Genomic DNA, 20,151 nt, shown 5'->3' on the forward strand with positions numbered 1-20,151 from the left:
AAGCCGCTCAATAAGATTTAAACGGCTTTACATTCACAAAACAGGCTTATTTACGACAAGGGAGCCGTTACTCGCCTTTTTTACTACGGGAAAGCAGATCCATAGCGGCGTCTTTTACGCTTTTTCCCTGATACAGTACGTAATAAATTTGCTCACAGATAGGCATTTCAATACCGACACGCTTAGCGAGATTATAAACCTCTTCAGTGTTGCGGTAACCTTCAACCACCTGACCGATTTCAATCTGTGCTTCATCGATGCCCTTACCTTGGCCTAAAGCCAGACCAAAACGGCGATTGCGTGACTGATTATCGGTACAGGTAAGCACAAGATCACCTAGACCGGCCATACCCATAAATGAAGACTCTTTCGCTCCCAGCGCCACACCTAAGCGTGTTAACTCAACTAAACCGCGAGTAATAAGTGCAGTACGCGCATTCGCGCCAAAACCTAAACCGTCACCTAAACCGGCGCCGATTGCAATCACATTTTTAACCGCCCCACCTAACTGTACAGCGGTAAAATCATCTGAGATATAAGTTCTGAAATTACTTTCGTTATGGAACAGCCCGGCGATATCCTGAGTAAACTGCTCTTGCGTTCCAGCAACAGCAACAGCGGTAGGCAGCCCCTTTGCAACTTCCATCGCGAATGTCGGTCCTGAAAGTACAACTAACGGGTAAGCATCCCCTAACACGTCCACGGCAACTTCCTGCAGTAAACGTCCGGTTTCAGCTTCCAGACCTTTGGTCGCCCAGGCAATGCGATGCTCAGGTGTTAAAAAGGGTTTTATCTGTTGTAGAACAAGTGCAAACACGTGACTTGGGACCACCAGCAGAATATTGCGGGTTGAAGATAAGCAGACCTGTAAATCAGTTTCTGCAGTTAATAAGTCAGGAAAAAGCACACCTGCTAAAAACTCTTTATTCTCACGATCCTGCTGCAGGCGTTCGATATGATCCGCCTCATGTCCCCAGATGATAGTCGGGTGACCATTGCGTGCCAAAGATACAGCAAGGGCGGAGCCATATGACCCCGCCCCTAAGACTGTAATGGCTGTTTTATCTGCCATTTAAATACCTATTTTGTAATTCAGACTAAGAGTCTAATGTAGCTGTTTCAGCCTGTTTCTGCGCTTCAGCCTGCTTGCTTACTAATGCTTGTTGAAATAATGCGTCAAAGTTAACAGGTGCAAGGTTAAGCTGTGGGAAAGTACCACGAGTAACCAGGCTTGATACTGCTTCACGCGCATACGGGAAAAGAATATTAGGACAGAATGCATTTAGACAGTGAGCCATCTGTGCACCTTCTAACTGACCAACAGAGAAGATACCTGCTTGTTGAACTTCACATAAGAAAGCAACGTCTTCGCCGACTTTTGCTGTTGCAGTTAAAGATAAAACAACTTCAAATACACCGTCTTCTAATTTAGTGCTTTTAGTATCAATATCCATTGATACTTCCGGAGCCCACTCTTTCTTAAAGATAGTTGGAGAATTCGGACATTCAAAAGAGATATCTTTAGTGTAGATGCGTTGAATATTGAATTCGATTTCTTGTGATTTAGCTTGTTGTTCAGACATGGTGATCCTTTAAAGTTTATTTTAATTATTAAATATTATATCTAGATATAATCGCTGTTAGGCAATTATTTTTCTAGTAATTTATCAAGTTTACCGCTTCGTTCCAGAGCATAAAGCTCATCACAGCCGCCCGTTGCTTTATCGTTAATCAAAAGCTGCGGTACGGTTGTTCCTCCGGTTAATGCAACCATTTTTGCGCGAACTGCCGGCTTAGAGACATTAATCTCTGTGTACTTTACTTTTTTATTATCCAGCAGTTTTTTTGCCCGAGTGCAATATGGGCACCACTCGGTTGTATATATAATTACATTCGCCATATTTTATTTCTTTGTTGTTGGTAAATTTGCAGATGACCAGCCGCTCATTCCTGATACCAAGTTATTCACCTGCACAAAACCAGCCTTAACTAACTTTGCACAAGCACTTGCAGAACGAGTACCTGATTCACATACGACTATAATGGGGGTCTGTTTATGATTTTCAATGCCTGTGAAATTTCCTTGCTCAATTTGTGACAGAGTTATATTTTTTGCGTCAACAATGTGCCCTTTTTTGTAATCTTCCTGAGAGCGAACATCAATAATAAGTGCATCCTGCTTATTGATCATCAAGGTTGCTTCTTGTGTAGTGACACTTTTTACACCGCTTAATTTATCTTTTATTAAGCTGTGCACCAGCATAGCGGCAATAACAACCCAGGCAATTGACAACATTGGGTTAGCGGAAAAAAAATCTATATATTCTTGCATAATTTATGTTCATCTTCTGTAAAGTTAAGGGAAATTTTGCACTGAGTATACCTTGTGAAATGCAGATGAACAGTCTTAGGCTTTTTTCATTGCGATGAAAACGAATTAATTCAGTTAATTTCACACTGTATTGATCTGTGTACAGGCTTTTTCAGTGACAACGAGAATGAATGTTGTAAAATCCATCTCATTAAATTTTAAACATTAATGTCAAAGAGGCTCTACATGACTACTGCTAAAAAACCACTTGTTTTATTAATTATGGACGGCTGGGGTTACCGCCCGAACATGCCGGACAATGCTGTTGCTAACGCTAATACCCCAGTACTTGATCAACTATGTAAAGATTACGCCAATGAGCTGATTTCAGCGTCTGGAATGGATGTTGGTTTACCAAATGGTCAAATGGGCAACTCAGAAGTAGGCCATACCAATATCGGTGCCGGCCGTACTGTTTACCAGAATCTGACTAAAGTGACTAAGTCTATTATGGACGGTGACTTTTTCGACAATGCGACTTTTGTTGAAGCAGTAGATAAAGCCGTTGCAGCAGGCAAAGCCGTACATATTATGGGTCTTGCTTCTCCAGGCGGCGTTCACAGCCACGATGAACACATTGTAGCAGCCATTGAACTAGCTGCAAAACGCGGCGCAAAAGATATTTTAGTACACGCATTCCTGGACGGCCGCGATACACCACCGCGCAGTGCAGCCGGCACCCTGGCTAAATACGAAGCTAAATACGCTGAAGTTGGTGCAGGCCGCACCGCGACTTTAGTGGGCCGTTATTATTCAATGGACCGCGATAACCGCTGGGAACGTGTTGAAGAAGCTTATAACCTGCTGACACAGGCAAAAGCAGAATTTACTGCAGACTGCCCGCTGGTTGGTTTAGAAAATGCCTATGCACGTAACGAAAATGATGAATTTGTTAAAGCAACTGTCATTGGCGACAAAGCACCAATTCAAGACGGCGACGCCGTTTTATTCTTAAACTTCCGAGCTGACCGTGCACGTGAATTAACTTATACATTCACAGACGCGGCTTTCTCTGGTTTCGAACGTACTGTTACACCAAACATTCACTTTGCTACATTAACTGAGTTTGCTGCTGATATCACTGCACCAGCCGCTTTCCCAAGTGAAGAACTGACCAATACACTCGGGCAGTGGTTAGCTGACAATAATAAAACACAGCTGCGTATTTCTGAAACAGAAAAATACGCACACGTAACTTTCTTCTTTAACGGCGGTGTTGAATCTGAATTTGCCGGAGAAGACCGTACCTTAATCAACTCACCAGCTGTTGCAACATACGATATGCAGCCGGAAATGAGCTCTGTAGAGCTAACTGAAAAATTAGTTGCTGCGATTAAGAGTACAAAATACGATGTCATCATCTGTAACTACCCTAACGGCGACATGGTCGGCCATACCGGTGTATACGATGCAGCAGTTAAAGCTTGTGAAGCTGTTGATGGTTGTGTCGGCCAGGTTGTTGATGCACTAAAAGAAGTGGGCGGTGAATGTTTAATCACAGCTGACCACGGTAACGCAGAGCAGATGATCGATCCTGATACGGGTGGTATTCATACTGCACATACTAACTTACCAGTGCCGTTCATCTATGTTGGACGCGAAGCGACAATGGCAAAAGACGGGCGCTTATGTGATATAGCACCTACAATGTTAAAATTAATGGATATGGAAATCCCTGCAGAAATGTCTGGTACACCACTTATTTCATTAAAATAGTCTGATAACTCAGTATTTAGTTATTTTACTCAACTTATATTGATAAAGTGGGTAAGATTTCTAAATACTGAATTGTGAAAAATAAGTGTAGAAATCAATGAATAGCATACATATCAATAAAAATATCAGCATTCAAAAAAAACTACTTAACTGTTTTCTTTTGTTATTTATATTCACCCTGCCGATACAAAATAGTTTTGCAGCTAATGACCTTACAACACTGCAGAAACAGATCAAAAAAAGTAAAAAAAGCAAAAGTCAGCAGACTAAAGAACAGAAAGCATTAGAGAATCGAGTCGCAACGCTAGAGCAGCAGACAGCAGAAGCATCGCTGCAGGTGCAGAAGACTGAAGAGTCTATTGAGCTTGAAGGTGTCCGCTTGAAAGAATTAAAAGCGCAGACACTCATTCTTCAGGAAGATAAAATTAAACAGCAGAAACTGCTTGAACAGCAGCTTATCAGTGCTTATATGGCCGGACAAAACGATTTAGTCAAACTGCTGCTGAATCAAGAAGATCTCAGCAAAATAATCCGTGCAAAAAGTTATTACCATTACCTCAACAAAGCACGTTTAGAAAGTATTAAATCACTGCAGGAAACACAGCTGCAGCTGGAAAAAAATAAAAATGAGCAGGCTGATTCATTACTTGCTTTAGAAACAATGTATCAAGAACAAAAAACCACTAAAGAAAAATTATTATCGCAGCGTAATGAACGAAGCAAAGCCCTGCAGGAATTAAAACAGGATCTTAGTTACCAGAAAGCGCGTCTTGCGCAGCTGAGTGACGCCGAAAAAAACTTAAAAGCCAAACTTAAAAAAGAACGCGAAGCCCGCCAGGAAAAAGAACTAGCAGCGGCGAAAGCAAAAGCAACAAAAACACTAAAACCTAAAACAGAAACTCAAAGCCATTCGAGTATTGCTCAGCAGCGAGGCAAGTTAAAATGGCCGATTCGAGGTCAGGTTTTATCAAAGTTCGGCAGCCAGCGCAGCAGTCAGATAAAATGGAAAGGTATCTCCATTGCGGCTAACGAAGGTGAAAAAGTACGTGCCGTTTCCACCGGCCGGGTTTTATTCGCCGGTTACTTCAAGGGCTACGGCATGGTTATCGCAATCGACCACAGTGACGATTACATAACTTTATACGGTTACAATCAGACATTATTACAAAAAGCGGGCGACGTTGTTTTCCAAGGTGACGCTATTGCCCTTGCCGGACACAGCGGCGGGCAAGATAAAAACAGCCTGTACTTTGAGCTAAGCCATAAAGGCAAAGCACAAGATCCGCTTAAATGGCTTGAAAAGCGCAGACGCTAACGGAACAGGTAATTTAAAGTAACTATGCGACTGACAAGCTTAATTTTCCTGCTGTCTCTGATGCAGAGCCCCATGGGCTTTGCACAACAGACAGGCACTATCACTATTGTTCTGGATGATATGGGCAACAGCTTAAACGATTTTCAGGCACTCTCGCTGCCGAAAGAGATTGTTTTTTCTGTTCTTCCGTACACCCCTCAAGCTCAACTGTTAGCAGAAAAAGCCCACCAGCAGGAGCGGGAAATATTACTGCATGTGCCGATGCAGGCTAAAGCTGATAACGATATGTTAGGAAAAGGGGCGTTAATGCTGGATATGCAGGAAAAAGAGTTTAAAGAAACCCTAAACCGCGCCCTACGCACCCTACCCTACGTGCAGGGCGTCAACAACCATATGGGAAGCTCTTTAACTGAACAGTTACAGCCTATGTCCTGGGTAATGGAAGTACTGCACACACAAGGTTTATATTTTCTGGACAGCAGAACCACTGCACAGACTATTGCTGAAAGTACTGCCAAAATTTCGGGCATTCCAGCATTAAGGCGCCATGTATTTTTAGATAATGTAAAAACACAGCAGGCAATGGAAAAGCAGCTGCAGAGCGCAGTCCAGCTAAGCCGTAATAAACAATCTGTTGTTATCATTGCTCACCCGTACCCGGAAACCATTAAGTTTCTGCAGAAAAGATTTAAAACACCAGAGCATGGACTGCACTTAATAACACTTAACCAGCTTATTCCAGAAACTCAGCGCCTGGCAATGCAGCGGAAAAAATCAGAGTTTCAACAGGCAAATAACCAGGCAGTCACCAGCCCTTCTATACAAATACATTAAAAAAGAGTTCATATTATGCGTTTATCTGTTTTTTCACCAGAAAGCTCAACACAACTATTGATTGATCTTGCAAAGATTTACCAAGGTTATTTTCCCCCGGAACAGCTTACACAGGAATCACTGCAGGCTCTTATTGAAAATGAGCAAACTCAATTCTATGTAACCCTGTTTAACGAGCGTCACCTTGGTGCCCTGCAGATACAGGTAACAGAACATCAGGCTCAATTAAGTTTATTATCCGTTCGAGATCTTACCCGCCGCCGCGGTATCGCTAAAAACTTATTAAGAGAAGTCGAAAAGCAGTTGAAAAGCGAGCAGGTAAGTATGATCAGCATGTCTTTAAAGGAAATACCGGAAGCAGAAAAGCAGGGATTAACTTTATTTATGCAGGCCGTCGGTTATCAGCTAAGTGACAGTGTTTTTACAAAGACCCTATAAAGCACTTTGCTTACTTCTTAAATAAGAAAGCCGCAATAACTGCGACTTTCTTATAAATACACCAGACTTATCGTCCCGCCGGCGGGAAACTTCCCAGCATATAATGCAGGACTTTCTGCATACGCTGTGCACTTTTATCATTTTTATCTTTTTCTAAATCAACCAGCCCCTGCATGGCAGAGCGCCAGTAAACCTGACGTAATTCAGTATCTAAAACCGTCAGCAGTAATGTGCCTTTTTCATAACGGGTATTCTCAAATGGTTTATTGCTCAAACCTGGCAGCAGGCCGAACTTATCGACAATCGTCTGATCTGCAACATCACTTTCTAATGCAAATAAAAATCCGATAACCACATCGGCTTGAATCGGGTCCGGCTGATATACATACCCTTTGGTTTTTAAATAGCGAATAATTTCACTGCGGATATGCGCTTGAATTTCTTTTTCATTACTGTCATTTACGTCAGATAAAACGCGAGTATATTCATCATTCCAAGTGAAACTAGTAAAGGCAGGTAAAACTTCCTGCGGTTTACCGCTGCTGACTATCGTTAAACGCTCCTCTGCTTTTTCTTGTATTTCAGCCTCTGGCGTTGAAACACTGCAGCCGGAAAGGCTAAACAATGATACAAATACACTAACTAATAAAGCGAACTTTTTCATGTCTGTCTCCAACCAGGGTAAATATAGCCAAGCCGCTGACTATAAAATTTAATTACTCTTCAATAACAAATGAGGCGGCCTTTTCCATGACCTCAATACCGGCACCGGGAAGGTGACCATTTTCACTTAAATGGCGGCGCCATGCTCGAGCACCGGGTAATCCTTGAAATAATCCTAACATATGACGCGCAATATGATTTATATATGATCCATTACTAAGCTGCTGCTCAATATACGGGTACATTTTTTCTAATACTTCAAAGCGCGTTAGTATTTTTTCCTGCCCGTTAAACAGGCGCTGATCTACCGAACTTAACAGATACGGGTTAGCATAAACCTCACGCCCGAGCATCACACCGTCTAAATGGCGCAGATGTTCATCACATTCATCTAAAGTTTTAATGCCGCCGTTAATCGCAATGGTCAGCTGCGGAAAATCTTTTTTCAGCTGATAAACACGCTCATAATCCAGCGGCGGTACATCACGGTTCTGCTTAGGGCTTAAACCACTTAACCACGCTTTACGCGCATGAACAATAAAAGTATCACAGCCTTTAGCATGCACTTTTTCAATAAAATCACACAAAAACTCATAGGAATCAAGTTCATCAATGCCGATTCTGGTTTTAACCGTAACAGGAAGTCCCGTTGCATCGGACATCGCTTTAACCGCATCACCAACTAACTCACCTTCCGACATCAAGCAGGCACCAAAACGCCCGTTCTGCACGCGATCTGACGGACAGCCGACATTCAGATTGATCTCATCAAAACCACGCTCTTTACCGGCTAATGCAGCCTTAGCGAGATCCACCGGTGCACAGCCGCCTAACTGTAAACTTACGGGGTGTTCAGTTTCACCTTTCTGCAGGTAATCACCTTTACCGTATAAAATAGCCCCCGTTGTAACCATCTCGCTATACAGCAGTGTATTTTTACTCATAACACGATGAAAATGCCGACAGTGTCTGTCAGTCCAATCCAGCATCGGTGCGATGGAAAAGCGGTTTGACGGGTAAACATGGGCTGTTACTGGGTTTGGCATTAATTTAACTCACTTTTCTATATGCTAGTTCTGCGCTGAATTGCGTTGAATTACGTTCAATTTCGTTCTACAGTACGCCTTAAGTACGCCTCAAAGGAGTAGGACAAATGGCATCGTTTTCGATACAAACTCGTACATTAGCAAGCGGTGAAGCTCGCTTTAAAACAACTGTGGTTGTAAAAAAGAACGGCTCAATCATACACAGAGAAGCAAAGACTTTCAAAAAGAAAGAATTGGCTCGGACGTGGGGAAAAAACAAAACTGCTGAACTAGAAGAGTTCGGCGTTAATAAACATAAAACGTGCTCTATTGGGCAGTTAATCGATACATTTATAGATGATCGTTTTTTGTGGGACGGTACTGGCCGAACCAAACAATACGTTATCAAGATGCTCCGTGACTGCGATATAGCAAACATCCAAAGTGACTCACTCAAAACCAGTGACATTATCGAACATTGTAAAAATAGACTCTCTGCAGGAGCCAAGCCTCAAACGATTTATCATGATATTGCCTATTTACGTTCGGTGATGAAAAAAGCCCTACCCGTTTTTGATATAAAAGCCAACTTCGAAATATTTGAAGAGGCCGTGCCGGTGCTTATCGATATGAAATTAGTAGGCAAAAGTAACAAGCGTACCAGACGCCCTACTACAGATGAAATTGAGCGATTAAAAGAAGGATTACTTAAGCGCCAAAATACACGCGCGAATGGGCAAATACGAATTCCGTTTATTGATATTCTTGATTTTAGCATTCTTACCTGCATGCGTATTGGTGAAGTCTGTGCACTGCGTTGGGATGATTTAAACGAAGGGCATAAAACCATTACCGTACGCGATAGAAAAGATCCACGTAAAAAAGAGGGTAACCATATGATAGTGCCTCTTTTAGCGGGGTCGTTCGACATTATAATACAACAAGAAAAAAGCAATGCCCTGATATTCCCTTATAATTCTCGCAGCGTAACAGCAGGCTTTCAGCGCGTTCGCAATGAGCTAGGCATTGAAGATTTGCGTTATCATGATTTAAGGCGTGAAGGAGCAAGCCAATTATTTGAAAAAGGTTATTCTATTGAAGAGGTAGCACAGGTAACCGGTCATCGTAATTTGAATATTCTCTGGCAGGTTTATACACAACTGTTTCCGCATAAACTTCATGAAAAATTTAAAGAATAAAGCAAATAAATCAAGTCACTTTATAATTACCAGCAGAACTCCCCGAAGTAACAGGAACCAATGCATTTTCGGTTATTTCATCAACAACCGCATTCGCGAAGGCTTCAGCAAATTTACTGGTCATCGCAAACTCTCCCTCAAGTACAAAGCCCTGGGCTTTTAACTCTGTTTCGAATTTTTCTTTTAATGATGATTTACTAAGCGGCATATTATTTCCCTGCAAAAACGGTGGTTGAAATATCTACATGCGGACTGCCTGTGAACGGACAAATTGACGCACCTGTACAAACACCTGCCCCGCCATTTAGCTTTATAGTGGTTGCGTCCTGGGTGATATTTTCCGCAGTAATGTTGAAGTTTTTTTCTATCGTCTGCATTTTATTACCCATCACTTTTAATTTATCGTCCAGGGTAACCACCACATTGCGCAGTTTGCCGATGGTGGTGATAAGCTCCCCCGCAGTGGCTACTTGCATATTTCCCAGTGAACCGAGTGTTAAATCATCACCGGCTAATAAATCGATTGCGCCCAGGGCTTCAATCACCTTTTGACCAATAATTTCTTCAATACTGTGCTGGCTGATGGTGAGTGTATGTTTGCCGAACTCTCCCAGGTATTCATCGGCCTGGTCATATTGTTTAAATGCTTGTTGGCTTTGCTGTTGGTCGGTTTGCTCTGTTGTATTACCTGCCGCGTCTGTCTTTTGGCTTACCTCTATACGCTGCTGTTGCAGTTGCTCGCCGGGTTCAATATCGGGCAGCGCATAGTCACGGCCATAAATACCACGAATGATAGGTAAATCGTTTCGGCCATAAGCAAAAGCGATTTCAACAATGGTCCCTTCAAGTGGATAAGCTAATAATCCAGATTCATGGCCAGACATATGCACCGGCATCGGAATAGATTTATAAACTGGAACATTTAAATCAGCCTGCAGGGACTCGGTGAGCAGTTGAATATCGATTGCATAACGAGGACGAAATGGATCTGCTGTTTGCCCTGCGCTCGCAGTATCGCGCACTGCTTCAACACGTCCAAACTTCGGTAAATGGTTTTGCGTGGCAAGCTCCGGGAAGAATTTGAATATTTCATGCTTTTTAGCCGGCACACTGTTTGTTTGTGGCCCCCAGTAAGCGGTCATCTCATCACCGATTAAATCTAACCGGGTAAGGCGTTTTTCAGTTAGCTTCTCATCTTTGATTAAAGCGCCTGGGCGAAGCATCGGAAATGGCGCGAAGGTCATATTATCGCCGTTGGCCCTTGATGATAAATCAAGTGGCACGGTAACCGGCTTGCCATAGAACCGGCAGTCCTGGTAAGCACCAATATGAACACTTTGGTCTGTGTGTTGAAACCAGACTAAATCAGGCACCTTAAACGCTCGGCCGATTTGCTGTAAGCACTGATATCCTGTCCCCTGGCTGACAAAATTCGGAATTTGTTTATCGGTATAATCTACTTCTTCCGGCAGGATAAACTGCAGGCCTGTTTTTTCACCCAGTGCCGTTAAGACTTCCCGCATGGTCGGATGCTCAACACTCAGCGGCCAGCGGTTACTTAGAATGCCCACATTTTCTTTTACTGTCATTCTATAATGCCCGTTCTCTGCAGGCTGGACTTTCTCAATATACCCTTCAAAAAATGGTTTAAGGTTACTTTCATAACCGATATCAAAACGCACTGCCTGATGTTTTTCAGGGATAAACGTATCGGCAATAGTGAATATAGCAACACTGCCCAGGGATAATTTCAAGCTAACCATGTGCGAAGCTAATGTCATTTCCTCACCAGCGATATAAAGGCGCTTTTCTAATTTCATAGGCCGGTCTCTTCTGCATCTTTAAGCGCCTGCTGATGGCGGGTATTTTGCTCCTGCGTGGCTTTTGTCTGCTGTTTTTGACGGTTTTCTTTCTGCTCAGCGACACCGTTATACTCACGCAGTTCAAAAGAGACATTCCAGGCTAATAAGCTGTCATGCTCAGTGGCATTAATGCTGCCGGTGAATTTTGCCTGGCGAATTTTCAGTGCAAGCGACAGTATGTTACCCACCCGGTAAACTTTACGGTTACCATGTTTATCTTTTGCCGAAGCGAGTTGATACAGCAGGGTTAATATCCATAATGATTTAAACGGAATAATCCCGGCCACAGATAATTTCTTACCTTTATCCCCCTGTTCGGCTGTATCCGTGCCCGATGACTGTCCGCTCATATCCTGGTCTTTAAGCTCCATGGACATGCCCACGGTCATGGCGTCGAGCTTTACGATTATTCCGTTTAAGCTGAGCATAATAACTCCTCAAAAAATGTCAGCGGCGCAGCGCTAAGCAGTAAACTGGCAACGGTATGTTGATTATTACCAGGTACCGGCGCTTGGCTTAACTGCGTTGCAATACTTTCCGTACTGCCGTTGAGCGACATACTCCAAACACTGCCAGTCAGGTTTTTCAGTGCGTTAACAGTTTCACTAATTTCTGCTAGCTTGCCGGCACGCTTACTCGCCAATACTTGTAACTTATCAATGACATGGGTTTTATCATGAGCTAATGACTCAAGCGTCGCAATCTGCGCCCCTTGATAATAAAGTGCATCACGAAGAGGACTCGCGTGTAAATTGGCAGCCGGTTTAAAACGCGGCTGACTAATTGATGCCGGCTGAAATAACTTATCCACTGATTGTGTGGATAACGCAGTGGACTGTCTGGCGACTTGTCCCCAATCAGGCAAAGGGAAGACGCTCACTAGATTACTTAAGACAGAAGCAAACTGATTTAACTGGGACTCACTGACCATCACAGCAATACAATAAAGTTGCCCTGCAGGGCGGTTTTTATCAACCTGGTCGCGCAGTTTATCCGCTAAACAGTTCACTGCTTGTTGCGGATTAAGGTAAGCACCAGATGTTTGCTGGTCACCGACTTGGAATTGATAGGGCGACACGGTTAAAACAGTGCCTTGACTGAGCAAAGCATCAAGGTCAACTCGCAATCCTAATAAAGCCTCGGCCTCGAGGCTTAGTGGGTGACGGCTATAATTTGCGTCCCCCACTAAGGGCGTTAACCGAGCAGTGGCCTCAACCATTGTTGTGCCGACTTGTGTGGTAACCGTTTCTGCACCCGTTTGAATAGACTGCGCCGCATTCGGCCATGTAAGTAGTGAGTTAACCCAGCTCATACTATCCCCGACAATACCGGCCTGCCACACTCTGGAAAGTCATCCTGAAGCGGGTACTCATGAAGCAGTTTACGATCCCTCAATAAAGCATAATAATGCACATCGGTATAATCCGTTATCATCAATGCAGAGTATTCGTCAGGAATAAGGCGGTCTTGCTGGCACCTCATTATCTCAATGTTGACAAGCTGTAATGTTTCTTTGCTCCAGGTTGTTTCTTGAGTGATAAGCTCTGCACGATAACGTTGTTCATCATACTGCCATCCGTTATCAAACCAGCTGTCATATTCTCCCGGCTTAATTAATGTGTGTGTATCAGGCAGTTCACCAGGCTCAGTGACATGATAATTACCCCCATTATCTCGATCTTTTGCGTAACACATCTGCCCACTGTAATCGGACACCACCTCCCATGTATTCCCATTGAACAATGCACACTGCTCTTCTGACAAATCAGGTAACGGCTCAATTGTACTGTTGGCCGGCAGGCCGGTACCGGCCTGAATTAGGGTGATGCCTGAAGCAATAAACTGCCCGTCATGCCCCTTATAATGATGAACTAATACTTCCTGATCTTCTTTTAAAAATTTAAATGTCATTAGGCAGCCCTTACTATATAAAGATATGCAACATTACGTGGAACAGCATCCCAAGATAGCATTAGTGCTTTTATGTCTCCGCCAAGAGCAAGCTCCCCAGAAGGGCCAACTGGCGTCCTTGATTCATGATTCTCTACGGTACCAGGGCTGTATTCGTCCCCCCAAGCCGCGCCAGCATAACCTTCTATTCGCCTCTTCTCAGAGTGACGTGATGCTGCTTGATATGAACCAATAAGACGTCCAGGGTCAGTGCCTTTGTCATCATCCCAGCCTCGGATAAACTCCCCGCGTAAGTCAGGTAGCGTACCGTTAGGATATACAGCCCCAAGTAAAGGATATGTGGTAATACTAAACGCCTGTCCGACACATGCTAAAAAACCAGATGGTATCGCCTCGTTAGGCCATGGCAAGGGCACACCAACGGGGCAAATACTTTTGTCCGCCAAATCATAAGCTGCTTTAACCGCACTGGGAGTGGCAGCTAAGAGCGTACTTGTTGAGCTAATGGAGGTCGATAATTGCACCGCCCCCTTTTGGGCCGTTGTACCATCAGCAATTGACAGTGTTCGGTCAGCAGATAAATCACCGCCTCCCTGCAATGGACTAGTTGTGGCGATAGTGATTGTCTGTGCGGCCTTACCGGCAGCCAGGTCATAAGCGGACTTTACCGCGCTTGGTGTGGCTGCTAAGACAGTACTTGTGGAGTCAATGGCTGTTGATAACTGCGTCGCACCAGAGACTGTGGTACTGGCGGCCACATAGGTCCACTTTGCATTGGCAACACCTAGCGCTTCAACTCCTTTGTCGTAGGCCGTTTTCACCGCTGTAGCGGTAGCACTTAAAATACTTGAGACAGTCGACACGGAATCAGTTAACTGCACCGCCCCTTTTTGCTCAGTGGTTGCATCGCTAATCGACAATGTTCGGTCAGCGGATAAATCACCGCCCCCAAGCAATGGACTGGTTGTGGCGATTGTTGTTGCCTGTGCAGCTTTAGCAGCGGCCAGGTCATAAGCTGATTTCACCGCGCTTGGTGTGGCGGCCTCGGCAGTGCTGGTTGAGTCAATGGCAGTCGATAATTTTGTAGCGCCATAAACCGTGGTGCTGGCAACCACATAAGTCCATTTGGAATTAGCAACATTAAGTGCTTCAACTGCTTTGTCATACGCTAATTTTACTGCGCTCGCGGTGGCCCCTAAAATGGTGCTGGTTGAATTAACCGAATCAGATAATTGAACAGCCCCTTTCTGCGCGATTGTTGCATCATCAATTGATAAGGTTCGGTCAGTAGATAAGTTTCCACCGCCTTGTAACGGGCTGGTTGTTGCAATAGTTCGACCAGTAAAGGCTTCACTGATTTTATTAGTAATACCGCGCCAGAACTGCGCTAATTTCACATGCTTACTCTCTGTTGACTCCTCATCAATATCACTGTCAGTCGCAGCGTTATCTTGTCGTTCGAATGAGGGGGAGCCACCTAAAAAACGCGTATCAGTGATATTACCTACAGCATCAATCTCAGCTATATGCGTGACATAATGCGCGTATCCATCTTCATCAATATAATCAACCAGGTTATCTCTCGAGGAAATAAGCTTAATCACTGTATTCCACTGACTGGTCACCTGTCCCTGCCAGCTAGCATCAACATAAATTCTACTAGGCGTTAGCACATCAGTAATAGGCCTGTCGTTTTCAATCGCGCAACGTAGTCCCTCAACATACCCGGTACCCTTTGTTGCTTTGTAAACGATAGGAGTAGTTAAAGCGGTATCAATTACCTCTTCTTTAACGACCTTAAACCCATCATTAATGAAGGAAGCTGAATAATAATGGTCAACATTACTTAAACGCGCAGCTTCATCAGTACCGAACAACCGCGCAGTAAAATCAATCTGCCAGGTAGACGCATCAACATGAATTTCAGTTAATTGTTTGGCACCGCTATAACTCATCATAATTGAGCGGGTGATGGCATTACCGTTCTGCTCGCCGACAATGGTTTTTAATTTATGTACCAGCGGAATATGGCTGATAGCAGCAAGCACATCCGAGGCTTTATTGCGCAGGCCAATCCAATTAAAATCAAAGTCGCCGATGCTGGTATCCATGATTAAGGAATAAACCACTGCATTGGGACTCACATAACCGGTTTGACTGACATCACTGATATATACAATATGCTCTTCGTCCGGTAATCCTTCATTTGGGTCAACCGGCACGCTTGGGTCTAAATCGGGTACATTAGCCAGTACAAACTCATCAAGTATAACCGGAAGACCAAGCGCTTCCTGCTCTGCTTTATATGCCTCAAAGGCTAATGTGATAACGGTATTTGACATGTTATTCCTCTAATATTGCCACATGGCATTGATGCTCCCAATCCATCGGTGCTGCACTCATTTCCAATAAAACCGGAGCAATGACTTCAAACTCATAACGCCGACACGTCCGCCCGTAACTTCTGATAATCTCATCCAGCAAGGCGGCATCTTCTGTCAGCTGAGAGTCATCAACACGTATTGAGATGATGTCCCAGTCGCGCCCAGGTAATCGCTCATCAATTTCAATAAAGCCCACACCCAGGCGCTCAAAAATCTGAATAAACCCGGCAACACTGCCCGCGTCTTTAGCGTTAACAGCAGCATACTTCACTCGAACACGAAACAGGGAAAGCGGCTCATCCTCAAAACGGGTTATATCCCTGTCCCACGCCATTAAATTAAGCATGGACTCACTGCAGGTTAATGCATCCGCCTGGCGCAATGGGAACAGCATCCAGCCGTTAATTAAACGAAAGAACTGGTGAACACCTTTTGATAAGAAGTACGGCTCGACTAACTGCGTCGAGATAGTTTTGCCGTCCTGCCACCATGGAATATTGCTTTTAGGTAATACCGGTAACCGCTTTAACATTATTTGCCCTCTATTACTGATAACACGCGCTCAACAATTGTCGTCCCGCCCTCAATAACAGACAGCCCACTTAACCTCGGTTGCTCTAGCGCGCTGATAATGTCCTGCTGCACTTCGCCGTCAACAATGAATAATATTGATGCAACTGCATCCATCGCGTTATGAATCTCACTGCCCATCTGCGATAAACTAAAACGGCTGAGCGGCATAGTGCGGGTCATATCGGTAAACCCTTCTGTTTCACGAAACGCCGCGCGAATACGCTGCTGAACTTCTGTGAGTTGAAGCATGGTTTCCTGCTCGGTTAAGTTTTCAACCAGCACCACCTCCGCCGTCATTTCATGGTATTTATCCGGGATGGCCTGACAAATCATGATATCGCCGTGTCCGTGGTGACCATCACTCATAATATGCTGATTAAGCTCATCAAGCGTCGACTGCGGCGTGTAGCCGACTTCCATTAAAATATAAGCAACGGCTGAGCCCGGCGTAATATCACCGGTATTTAAAAAGAAAATATGATCGCTTCGAATACCGGCCACACTGGCAATAATGGAGCGGTAGGCATCATCAATATGCCAGCTTCCGGCACTGGTAAAGGCATTCTGAAGTCTCAGTGCTAACGCCTCATCAGTTTCAGCGTTCGCGCCCAGGCGGGTTATCCAGTCTGCCTCATTAACCGCAGAAATAATGCCTGGAAGCTCGGTTGGAAGAATATTAAAATACCCAGCAGGCAAGTTATATGCACTGCCAGCCTGGACCGCCTGGGTCAACGCCTTGCCCGTCGGCAGTCCCGCCTCAATGACAGTATCAGCCAGCACCTCTACTTGATAAACCACCCCGTCAATCGGCAGTGTTTGAACGATCGCTCCCTGGGCAATCGTCACGGCATCATCGGCATTGGCTTTGGTAAAGGTGATGTTCCCCTGCGTTTTTTCAGCTTCTTTCACACTGACATTAAGCTCCCAGGCTTTCAGCTCAAGCGCCCACCGCGCTGCTGTAGCGACAAACATATTCGGCAGTACAAAACCGGCTAACAAAACCCGAACAAGCCACTGCGCAGGTGTCACCACTGCTGCACGCACCCAGCTCCAAAACGGCGACATCTGCGAATCATTAGACAGGTGACTGCCCGCATCAACCACTTCTGCCTGCAGCTTTTCTGCAAGCGCTTCTTCCGAAGTAGGAATACCGGCCTCATTTAATATCTGCTCAAAATCAGCATCTGGTCGTTGACTCATGTACTCACCCTTATTTCACCAGTCGGTCCGTATTCATAGGCGTCCGCTGTTAATATTATTTCACCGGCCTGTCGCTCAGTGGCCGTTGCACTACCGGGCGTGATACGAATATCCAGCTCCGTTAACTGCTCTATCTGCACCAGCACATCCGCACGTAATGCCGGGTTTCTTTCACCAATTAATTCACGGGCCAGCCCTGACTCCATAATGGCGTGTTTAATATCCTGCGAGATGCTGTACAAATCACTGCACTCAAGCGGCTGCTGTCCCGCATCTATTTCCCAGCCGCCATTCATTACTTGTAAATCAATGTACTTTTTATCCGGCATTGAGTTCATCCCACTGTGCTAACTGGTCTGGTGTGAATGCATTTTGTGTAGTGATAAACACATCGCCATACTGACGTGTGGCAGTGGGTTTAGGTTTATTAACGGTCGTGACATTGGATACCATCCCCTGAGGTAACTGTGTTTGGTTTTGCGGCAGCTGATAAGGCGTAACGCTAGGCAGTGTTTCATTACTCGCTAACGTGGCGCTTTCAAGGGCCGGCATAGCATCCATTGTTTCCTGCGTGACATTCACGTCTTGAATCTGCTGAGCGATATCAACATCAGGGATGCCAGGCTGCACGAACGACGGCATTTCAGGCGCTGACGGCATCTCAGGCATTTCAGGAATGAGCGGCATATCCGGTGTTTCAGGTACGGACGGCTGCGCGGGACTTTCCATCATCACCGCAGTGTCAGGCTGCGTAAAAGACAACATGGGAGGCACTTCACCGGCCTTTATCTGATTGGCCGATTTCAATGCCGGCATTTCAAGCTCCGGCGAATCAACTGATGCGACATCAGGTATCATCGGGGGAAGCTCAGTCCGAGTAGCCATTGACAGCATGACCGGCATTTCCGCAGCCAGAGCTTGTTTTTCAATATCAACACCGGGTGCCTGCGGCAGCTCGCCCGCTTTAAAGTCAATTTCAACACCCGGCAGTTTATTAAGCATGCCGATAACCCAGTCAATGGTATCAGCTAAAAATTTAAACACGGCTGTATCAGCGATTGACGCTTTAAAATCATCCCATCCATAAATAGCAATATAAATAGCACTAGCAAGCGCTGCGAGCCCGATAACAACCCATGTAATTGGATTTGCTAAAAGTGCAGCACTAAATGCCCATATTGATGTGGTCATCAGTAATGTAACGGCGCGTAATGTTTTAAATACGCCACTTAGCACGCCAACTGTTAATGCCCAGCCTGCTGACATCATCTGTCCGATACCCATAGCAAGCGACAACACAGCGACCACCCCCGCAAGGGAAATACCGGCAATGGCTACATACCCAATGATTTCACCTAATATCGGGAATTCATGGAGCCAGACGCTCAGCACGGTAATGCCGTCAATCATTGAGGCAACAACGGCATTAATTGACGGCAGTACCGCGCCAAACACCGAAGCACGCACCGCAAAGAAAACAGCTTCTAAACGCTCCCACTGGTCAGTCATAGAAGCAGCCATTTCTTCGGCTTTACTCATTCCCTGGACTTGACCTAATGCGTCAATGTTTTGAGCAAGGCCTGCAGTATCAGCCATCAGCAATTTAATCATGCCAACAGCTTCCTGTGTGCCGAATGCCTTAGTCAGCTCTGCCGATTCAGCCACACTAATAGTGTCGCCATAGCGCCCCTTTAACTGCTCTAAAATATCAATCATCGGCAGCATCTGCCCCTGGCTGTCCGTAAAGCTCATATTCAATTCATCTTGCGCTTTAGCAACACCATTTAAAAAGGCCCGGTATTTTGTGCCCGCTTCACTGCCTGACATGGTTGCCTGCAACGTGCCCAGTATCGCCATCTGCTCGTTCATGCCGATACCCACCGAGGTGGCTTCTGCGCCAATACTGGTAAATGCACTGCTCATTTCAGAGCCCGTCGTTTTAAACATCTGCACGGCACTGGCCGTCATGCCGGCAACTTGCTCAACCCACTCGCCTTTGCCCATTTCAGTGGCTTGGTTTTTAAATATGCCGTACATGGTCCCCATGTAACTGGTAATAGTGGCGGTATCCGCTTTAGTAGCGGCCGCCAGTACACCGGATGCTTTTGTGAATTGTGATAACTCATCACCGCTGAGCCCTGCAATGGCTGACTGAATATCATAGGAAGCAGCCACAAAATCTGTGGCAGATTTGCCGTATTCAACGGAAAAATCAAGCGCCGTCGCCTGCAGCTGCTTTAATGCAGCATCTGTCACCCCCAGCGATTTCACCACCCCCATTTTTCTGTCCATTTCAATGGCCGGCATCAGTGCATTTTGAACAGCAAAACCAGCGGCCACCAAACCAGCCCCGCCACTGGCCATATTAGCCATGCCTTGTCGGCCTGCATCCACTGTGGTCTGCATTTGCGCAGTGATCCCCTGCAGAGGTTTAGTTACCTGGTCAATCAGTGCCACGGTCATTAACAATCTGTCTTGAAAACTCATTTTTTAAATAATTTTCCTATGGCATTAGCGACGGCTATTTCCTGGCGTTTATAAAGGTGTGTGTCTAACCACATAGCGCGAGCAAGGTTTTGCGGCTGGTCATCCTCGCCAGGCAGAAGGTGACGACGCAGGGTGAGAGCTTGTTCATAGGGGTTTTTATCAATTCTCCCCAC

At 45.1% G+C, this 20,151-nt stretch carries 22 protein-coding genes; 5 read left to right on the forward strand and 17 right to left on the reverse strand.

What is annotated here, in order from left to right; genetic code table 11:
- Positions 1-67: 67 nt before the first annotated feature.
- From gpsA to G327_RS0114225, 4 genes are all read right to left on the reverse strand, one after another.
- A complete protein-coding gene (gene gpsA / locus G327_RS0114210; protein WP_019615458.1) occupies positions 68-1,072 on the reverse strand; it encodes an NAD(P)H-dependent glycerol-3-phosphate dehydrogenase in 1,005 nt (334 codons plus the stop codon).
- Between the two features lie 25 nt (positions 1,073-1,097).
- The gene (secB, locus tag G327_RS0114215) at positions 1,098-1,583 is read right to left on the reverse strand and encodes a protein-export chaperone SecB (protein ID WP_019615459.1); all 486 of its coding nucleotides are present in this window, start codon (positions 1,581-1,583) and stop codon (positions 1,098-1,100) included.
- A 65-nt stretch (positions 1,584-1,648) separates the two neighbouring features.
- A complete protein-coding gene (gene grxC / locus G327_RS0114220; protein ID WP_019615460.1) occupies positions 1,649-1,900 on the reverse strand; it encodes a glutaredoxin 3 in 252 nt (83 codons plus the stop codon).
- 3 nt (positions 1,901-1,903) lie between these two features.
- Entirely contained in the window at positions 1,904-2,332 is a 429-nt protein-coding gene (locus tag G327_RS0114225) for a rhodanese-like domain-containing protein (RefSeq protein WP_026339367.1), read from the reverse strand.
- Between the two features lie 225 nt (positions 2,333-2,557).
- Between G327_RS0114225 and gpmM the strand changes: the two genes are divergently transcribed.
- The 4 genes from gpmM to panM all read left to right on the forward strand — a co-directional run bounded on the left by gpmM (position 2,558) and on the right by panM (position 6,674).
- The gene (gpmM, locus tag G327_RS0114230) at positions 2,558-4,087 is read left to right on the forward strand and encodes a 2,3-bisphosphoglycerate-independent phosphoglycerate mutase (protein WP_019615462.1); all 1,530 of its coding nucleotides are present in this window, start codon (positions 2,558-2,560) and stop codon (positions 4,085-4,087) included.
- A gap of 97 nt (positions 4,088-4,184) precedes the next feature.
- A complete protein-coding gene (locus tag G327_RS0114235; protein ID WP_019615463.1) occupies positions 4,185-5,402 on the forward strand; it encodes a murein hydrolase activator EnvC family protein in 1,218 nt (405 codons plus the stop codon).
- A gap of 24 nt (positions 5,403-5,426) precedes the next feature.
- A complete protein-coding gene (locus G327_RS24775; RefSeq protein WP_019615464.1) occupies positions 5,427-6,236 on the forward strand; it encodes a divergent polysaccharide deacetylase family protein in 810 nt (269 codons plus the stop codon).
- Positions 6,237-6,251: 15 nt separating this feature from the next.
- Positions 6,252-6,674, forward strand: coding sequence for an aspartate 1-decarboxylase autocleavage activator PanM (gene panM / locus G327_RS0114245; RefSeq protein WP_019615465.1), 423 nt, complete (start codon positions 6,252-6,254; stop codon positions 6,672-6,674).
- A 67-nt stretch (positions 6,675-6,741) separates the two neighbouring features.
- On the opposite strand, the gene G327_RS0114250 is transcribed toward panM, so the two are convergent.
- Positions 6,742-7,338 (reverse strand): DUF4136 domain-containing protein, encoded by a 597-nt coding sequence (locus G327_RS0114250; protein WP_019615466.1) that lies wholly within the window; start codon positions 7,336-7,338, stop codon positions 6,742-6,744.
- Between the two features lie 52 nt (positions 7,339-7,390).
- The gene (gene dusA, locus G327_RS0114255) at positions 7,391-8,383 is read right to left on the reverse strand and encodes a tRNA dihydrouridine(20/20a) synthase DusA (RefSeq protein ID WP_019615467.1); all 993 of its coding nucleotides are present in this window, start codon (positions 8,381-8,383) and stop codon (positions 7,391-7,393) included.
- A gap of 107 nt (positions 8,384-8,490) precedes the next feature.
- Here dusA and G327_RS0114260 point away from each other — a divergent pair, with 107 nt between their 5' ends.
- A complete protein-coding gene (locus tag G327_RS0114260; RefSeq protein WP_019615468.1) occupies positions 8,491-9,561 on the forward strand; it encodes a tyrosine-type recombinase/integrase in 1,071 nt (356 codons plus the stop codon).
- Between the two features lie 10 nt (positions 9,562-9,571).
- On the opposite strand, the gene G327_RS0114265 is transcribed toward G327_RS0114260, so the two are convergent.
- Genes G327_RS0114265 through G327_RS26870 form a run of 11 tightly spaced genes read right to left on the reverse strand, consistent with a single transcriptional unit; the run spans position 9,572 to position 20,151 of the window.
- Positions 9,572-9,769 carry a hypothetical protein gene (locus G327_RS0114265; RefSeq protein WP_019615469.1) on the reverse strand — a complete coding sequence of 66 codons (198 nt, stop codon included), beginning with the start codon at positions 9,767-9,769 and terminating at the stop codon, positions 9,572-9,574.
- A gap of 1 nt (position 9,770) precedes the next feature.
- The gene (locus tag G327_RS0114270) at positions 9,771-11,381 is read right to left on the reverse strand and encodes a hypothetical protein (RefSeq protein WP_019615470.1); all 1,611 of its coding nucleotides are present in this window, start codon (positions 11,379-11,381) and stop codon (positions 9,771-9,773) included.
- Positions 11,378-11,851, reverse strand: a complete 474-nt coding sequence (locus G327_RS0114275; protein ID WP_019615471.1) for a baseplate complex protein — start codon at positions 11,849-11,851, stop codon at positions 11,378-11,380. The genes G327_RS0114270 and G327_RS0114275 overlap by 4 nt, the downstream gene beginning before the upstream one ends.
- On the reverse strand, positions 11,839-12,735 hold the full coding sequence (locus tag G327_RS0114280; RefSeq protein ID WP_019615472.1) for a hypothetical protein: 897 nt from the start codon (positions 12,733-12,735) through the stop codon (positions 11,839-11,841). The genes G327_RS0114275 and G327_RS0114280 overlap by 13 nt, the downstream gene beginning before the upstream one ends.
- On the reverse strand, positions 12,732-13,334 hold the full coding sequence (locus G327_RS24780) for a hypothetical protein (protein WP_019615473.1): 603 nt from the start codon (positions 13,332-13,334) through the stop codon (positions 12,732-12,734). Before G327_RS24780 ends, G327_RS0114280 begins: the two co-directional genes overlap by 4 nt.
- On the reverse strand, positions 13,334-15,676 hold the full coding sequence (locus tag G327_RS26125; RefSeq protein WP_019615474.1) for a tail fiber protein: 2,343 nt from the start codon (positions 15,674-15,676) through the stop codon (positions 13,334-13,336). The genes G327_RS24780 and G327_RS26125 overlap by 1 nt, the downstream gene beginning before the upstream one ends.
- Before the next feature lies 1 nt (position 15,677).
- Positions 15,678-16,250 (reverse strand): phage tail protein, encoded by a 573-nt coding sequence (locus tag G327_RS0114295; protein WP_019615475.1) that lies wholly within the window; start codon positions 16,248-16,250, stop codon positions 15,678-15,680.
- A complete protein-coding gene (locus G327_RS0114300; RefSeq protein ID WP_019615476.1) occupies positions 16,250-17,491 on the reverse strand; it encodes a baseplate J/gp47 family protein in 1,242 nt (413 codons plus the stop codon). Before G327_RS0114300 ends, G327_RS0114295 begins: the two co-directional genes overlap by 1 nt.
- A complete protein-coding gene (locus G327_RS0114305) occupies positions 17,488-17,820 on the reverse strand; it encodes a DUF2590 family protein (RefSeq protein WP_019615477.1) in 333 nt (110 codons plus the stop codon). The genes G327_RS0114300 and G327_RS0114305 overlap by 4 nt, the downstream gene beginning before the upstream one ends.
- Entirely contained in the window at positions 17,810-19,978 is a 2,169-nt protein-coding gene (locus tag G327_RS0114310) for a phage tail tape measure protein (protein WP_019615478.1), read from the reverse strand. Before G327_RS0114310 ends, G327_RS0114305 begins: the two co-directional genes overlap by 11 nt.
- A complete protein-coding gene (locus tag G327_RS26870) occupies positions 19,975-20,151 on the reverse strand; it encodes a DUF6890 family protein (RefSeq protein ID WP_019615479.1) in 177 nt (58 codons plus the stop codon). The genes G327_RS0114310 and G327_RS26870 overlap by 4 nt, the downstream gene beginning before the upstream one ends.

Origin of the sequence: Psychromonas ossibalaenae ATCC BAA-1528 (assembly GCF_000381745.1) — a bacterium.
Classification (GTDB): domain Bacteria; phylum Pseudomonadota; class Gammaproteobacteria; order Enterobacterales; family Psychromonadaceae; genus Psychromonas; species Psychromonas ossibalaenae.

Coding starts and splice junctions, on each gene's coding strand:
- gpsA (WP_019615458.1), bottom strand. CDS start 1,072: ATGGCAGATAAAACAGCCATTACAGTCTTAGGGGCGGGGTCATATGGC.
- secB (WP_019615459.1), bottom strand. CDS start 1,583: ATGTCTGAACAACAAGCTAAATCACAAGAAATCGAATTCAATATTCAA.
- grxC (WP_019615460.1), bottom strand. CDS start 1,900: ATGGCGAATGTAATTATATATACAACCGAGTGGTGCCCATATTGCACT.
- G327_RS0114225 (WP_026339367.1), bottom strand. CDS start 2,332: ATGCAAGAATATATAGATTTTTTTTCCGCTAACCCAATGTTGTCAATT.
- gpmM (WP_019615462.1), top strand. CDS start 2,558: ATGACTACTGCTAAAAAACCACTTGTTTTATTAATTATGGACGGCTGG.
- G327_RS0114235 (WP_019615463.1), top strand. CDS start 4,185: ATGAATAGCATACATATCAATAAAAATATCAGCATTCAAAAAAAACTA.
- G327_RS24775 (WP_019615464.1), top strand. CDS start 5,427: ATGCGACTGACAAGCTTAATTTTCCTGCTGTCTCTGATGCAGAGCCCC.
- panM (WP_019615465.1), top strand. CDS start 6,252: ATGCGTTTATCTGTTTTTTCACCAGAAAGCTCAACACAACTATTGATT.
- G327_RS0114250 (WP_019615466.1), bottom strand. CDS start 7,338: ATGAAAAAGTTCGCTTTATTAGTTAGTGTATTTGTATCATTGTTTAGC.
- dusA (WP_019615467.1), bottom strand. CDS start 8,383: ATGCCAAACCCAGTAACAGCCCATGTTTACCCGTCAAACCGCTTTTCC.
- G327_RS0114260 (WP_019615468.1), top strand. CDS start 8,491: ATGGCATCGTTTTCGATACAAACTCGTACATTAGCAAGCGGTGAAGCT.
- G327_RS0114265 (WP_019615469.1), bottom strand. CDS start 9,769: ATGCCGCTTAGTAAATCATCATTAAAAGAAAAATTCGAAACAGAGTTA.
- G327_RS0114270 (WP_019615470.1), bottom strand. CDS start 11,381: ATGAAATTAGAAAAGCGCCTTTATATCGCTGGTGAGGAAATGACATTA.
- G327_RS0114275 (WP_019615471.1), bottom strand. CDS start 11,851: ATGCTCAGCTTAAACGGAATAATCGTAAAGCTCGACGCCATGACCGTG.
- G327_RS0114280 (WP_019615472.1), bottom strand. CDS start 12,735: ATGAGCTGGGTTAACTCACTACTTACATGGCCGAATGCGGCGCAGTCT.
- G327_RS24780 (WP_019615473.1), bottom strand. CDS start 13,334: ATGACATTTAAATTTTTAAAAGAAGATCAGGAAGTATTAGTTCATCAT.
- G327_RS26125 (WP_019615474.1), bottom strand. CDS start 15,676: ATGTCAAATACCGTTATCACATTAGCCTTTGAGGCATATAAAGCAGAG.
- G327_RS0114295 (WP_019615475.1), bottom strand. CDS start 16,250: ATGTTAAAGCGGTTACCGGTATTACCTAAAAGCAATATTCCATGGTGG.
- G327_RS0114300 (WP_019615476.1), bottom strand. CDS start 17,491: ATGAGTCAACGACCAGATGCTGATTTTGAGCAGATATTAAATGAGGCC.
- G327_RS0114305 (WP_019615477.1), bottom strand. CDS start 17,820: ATGCCGGATAAAAAGTACATTGATTTACAAGTAATGAATGGCGGCTGG.
- G327_RS0114310 (WP_019615478.1), bottom strand. CDS start 19,978: ATGAGTTTTCAAGACAGATTGTTAATGACCGTGGCACTGATTGACCAG.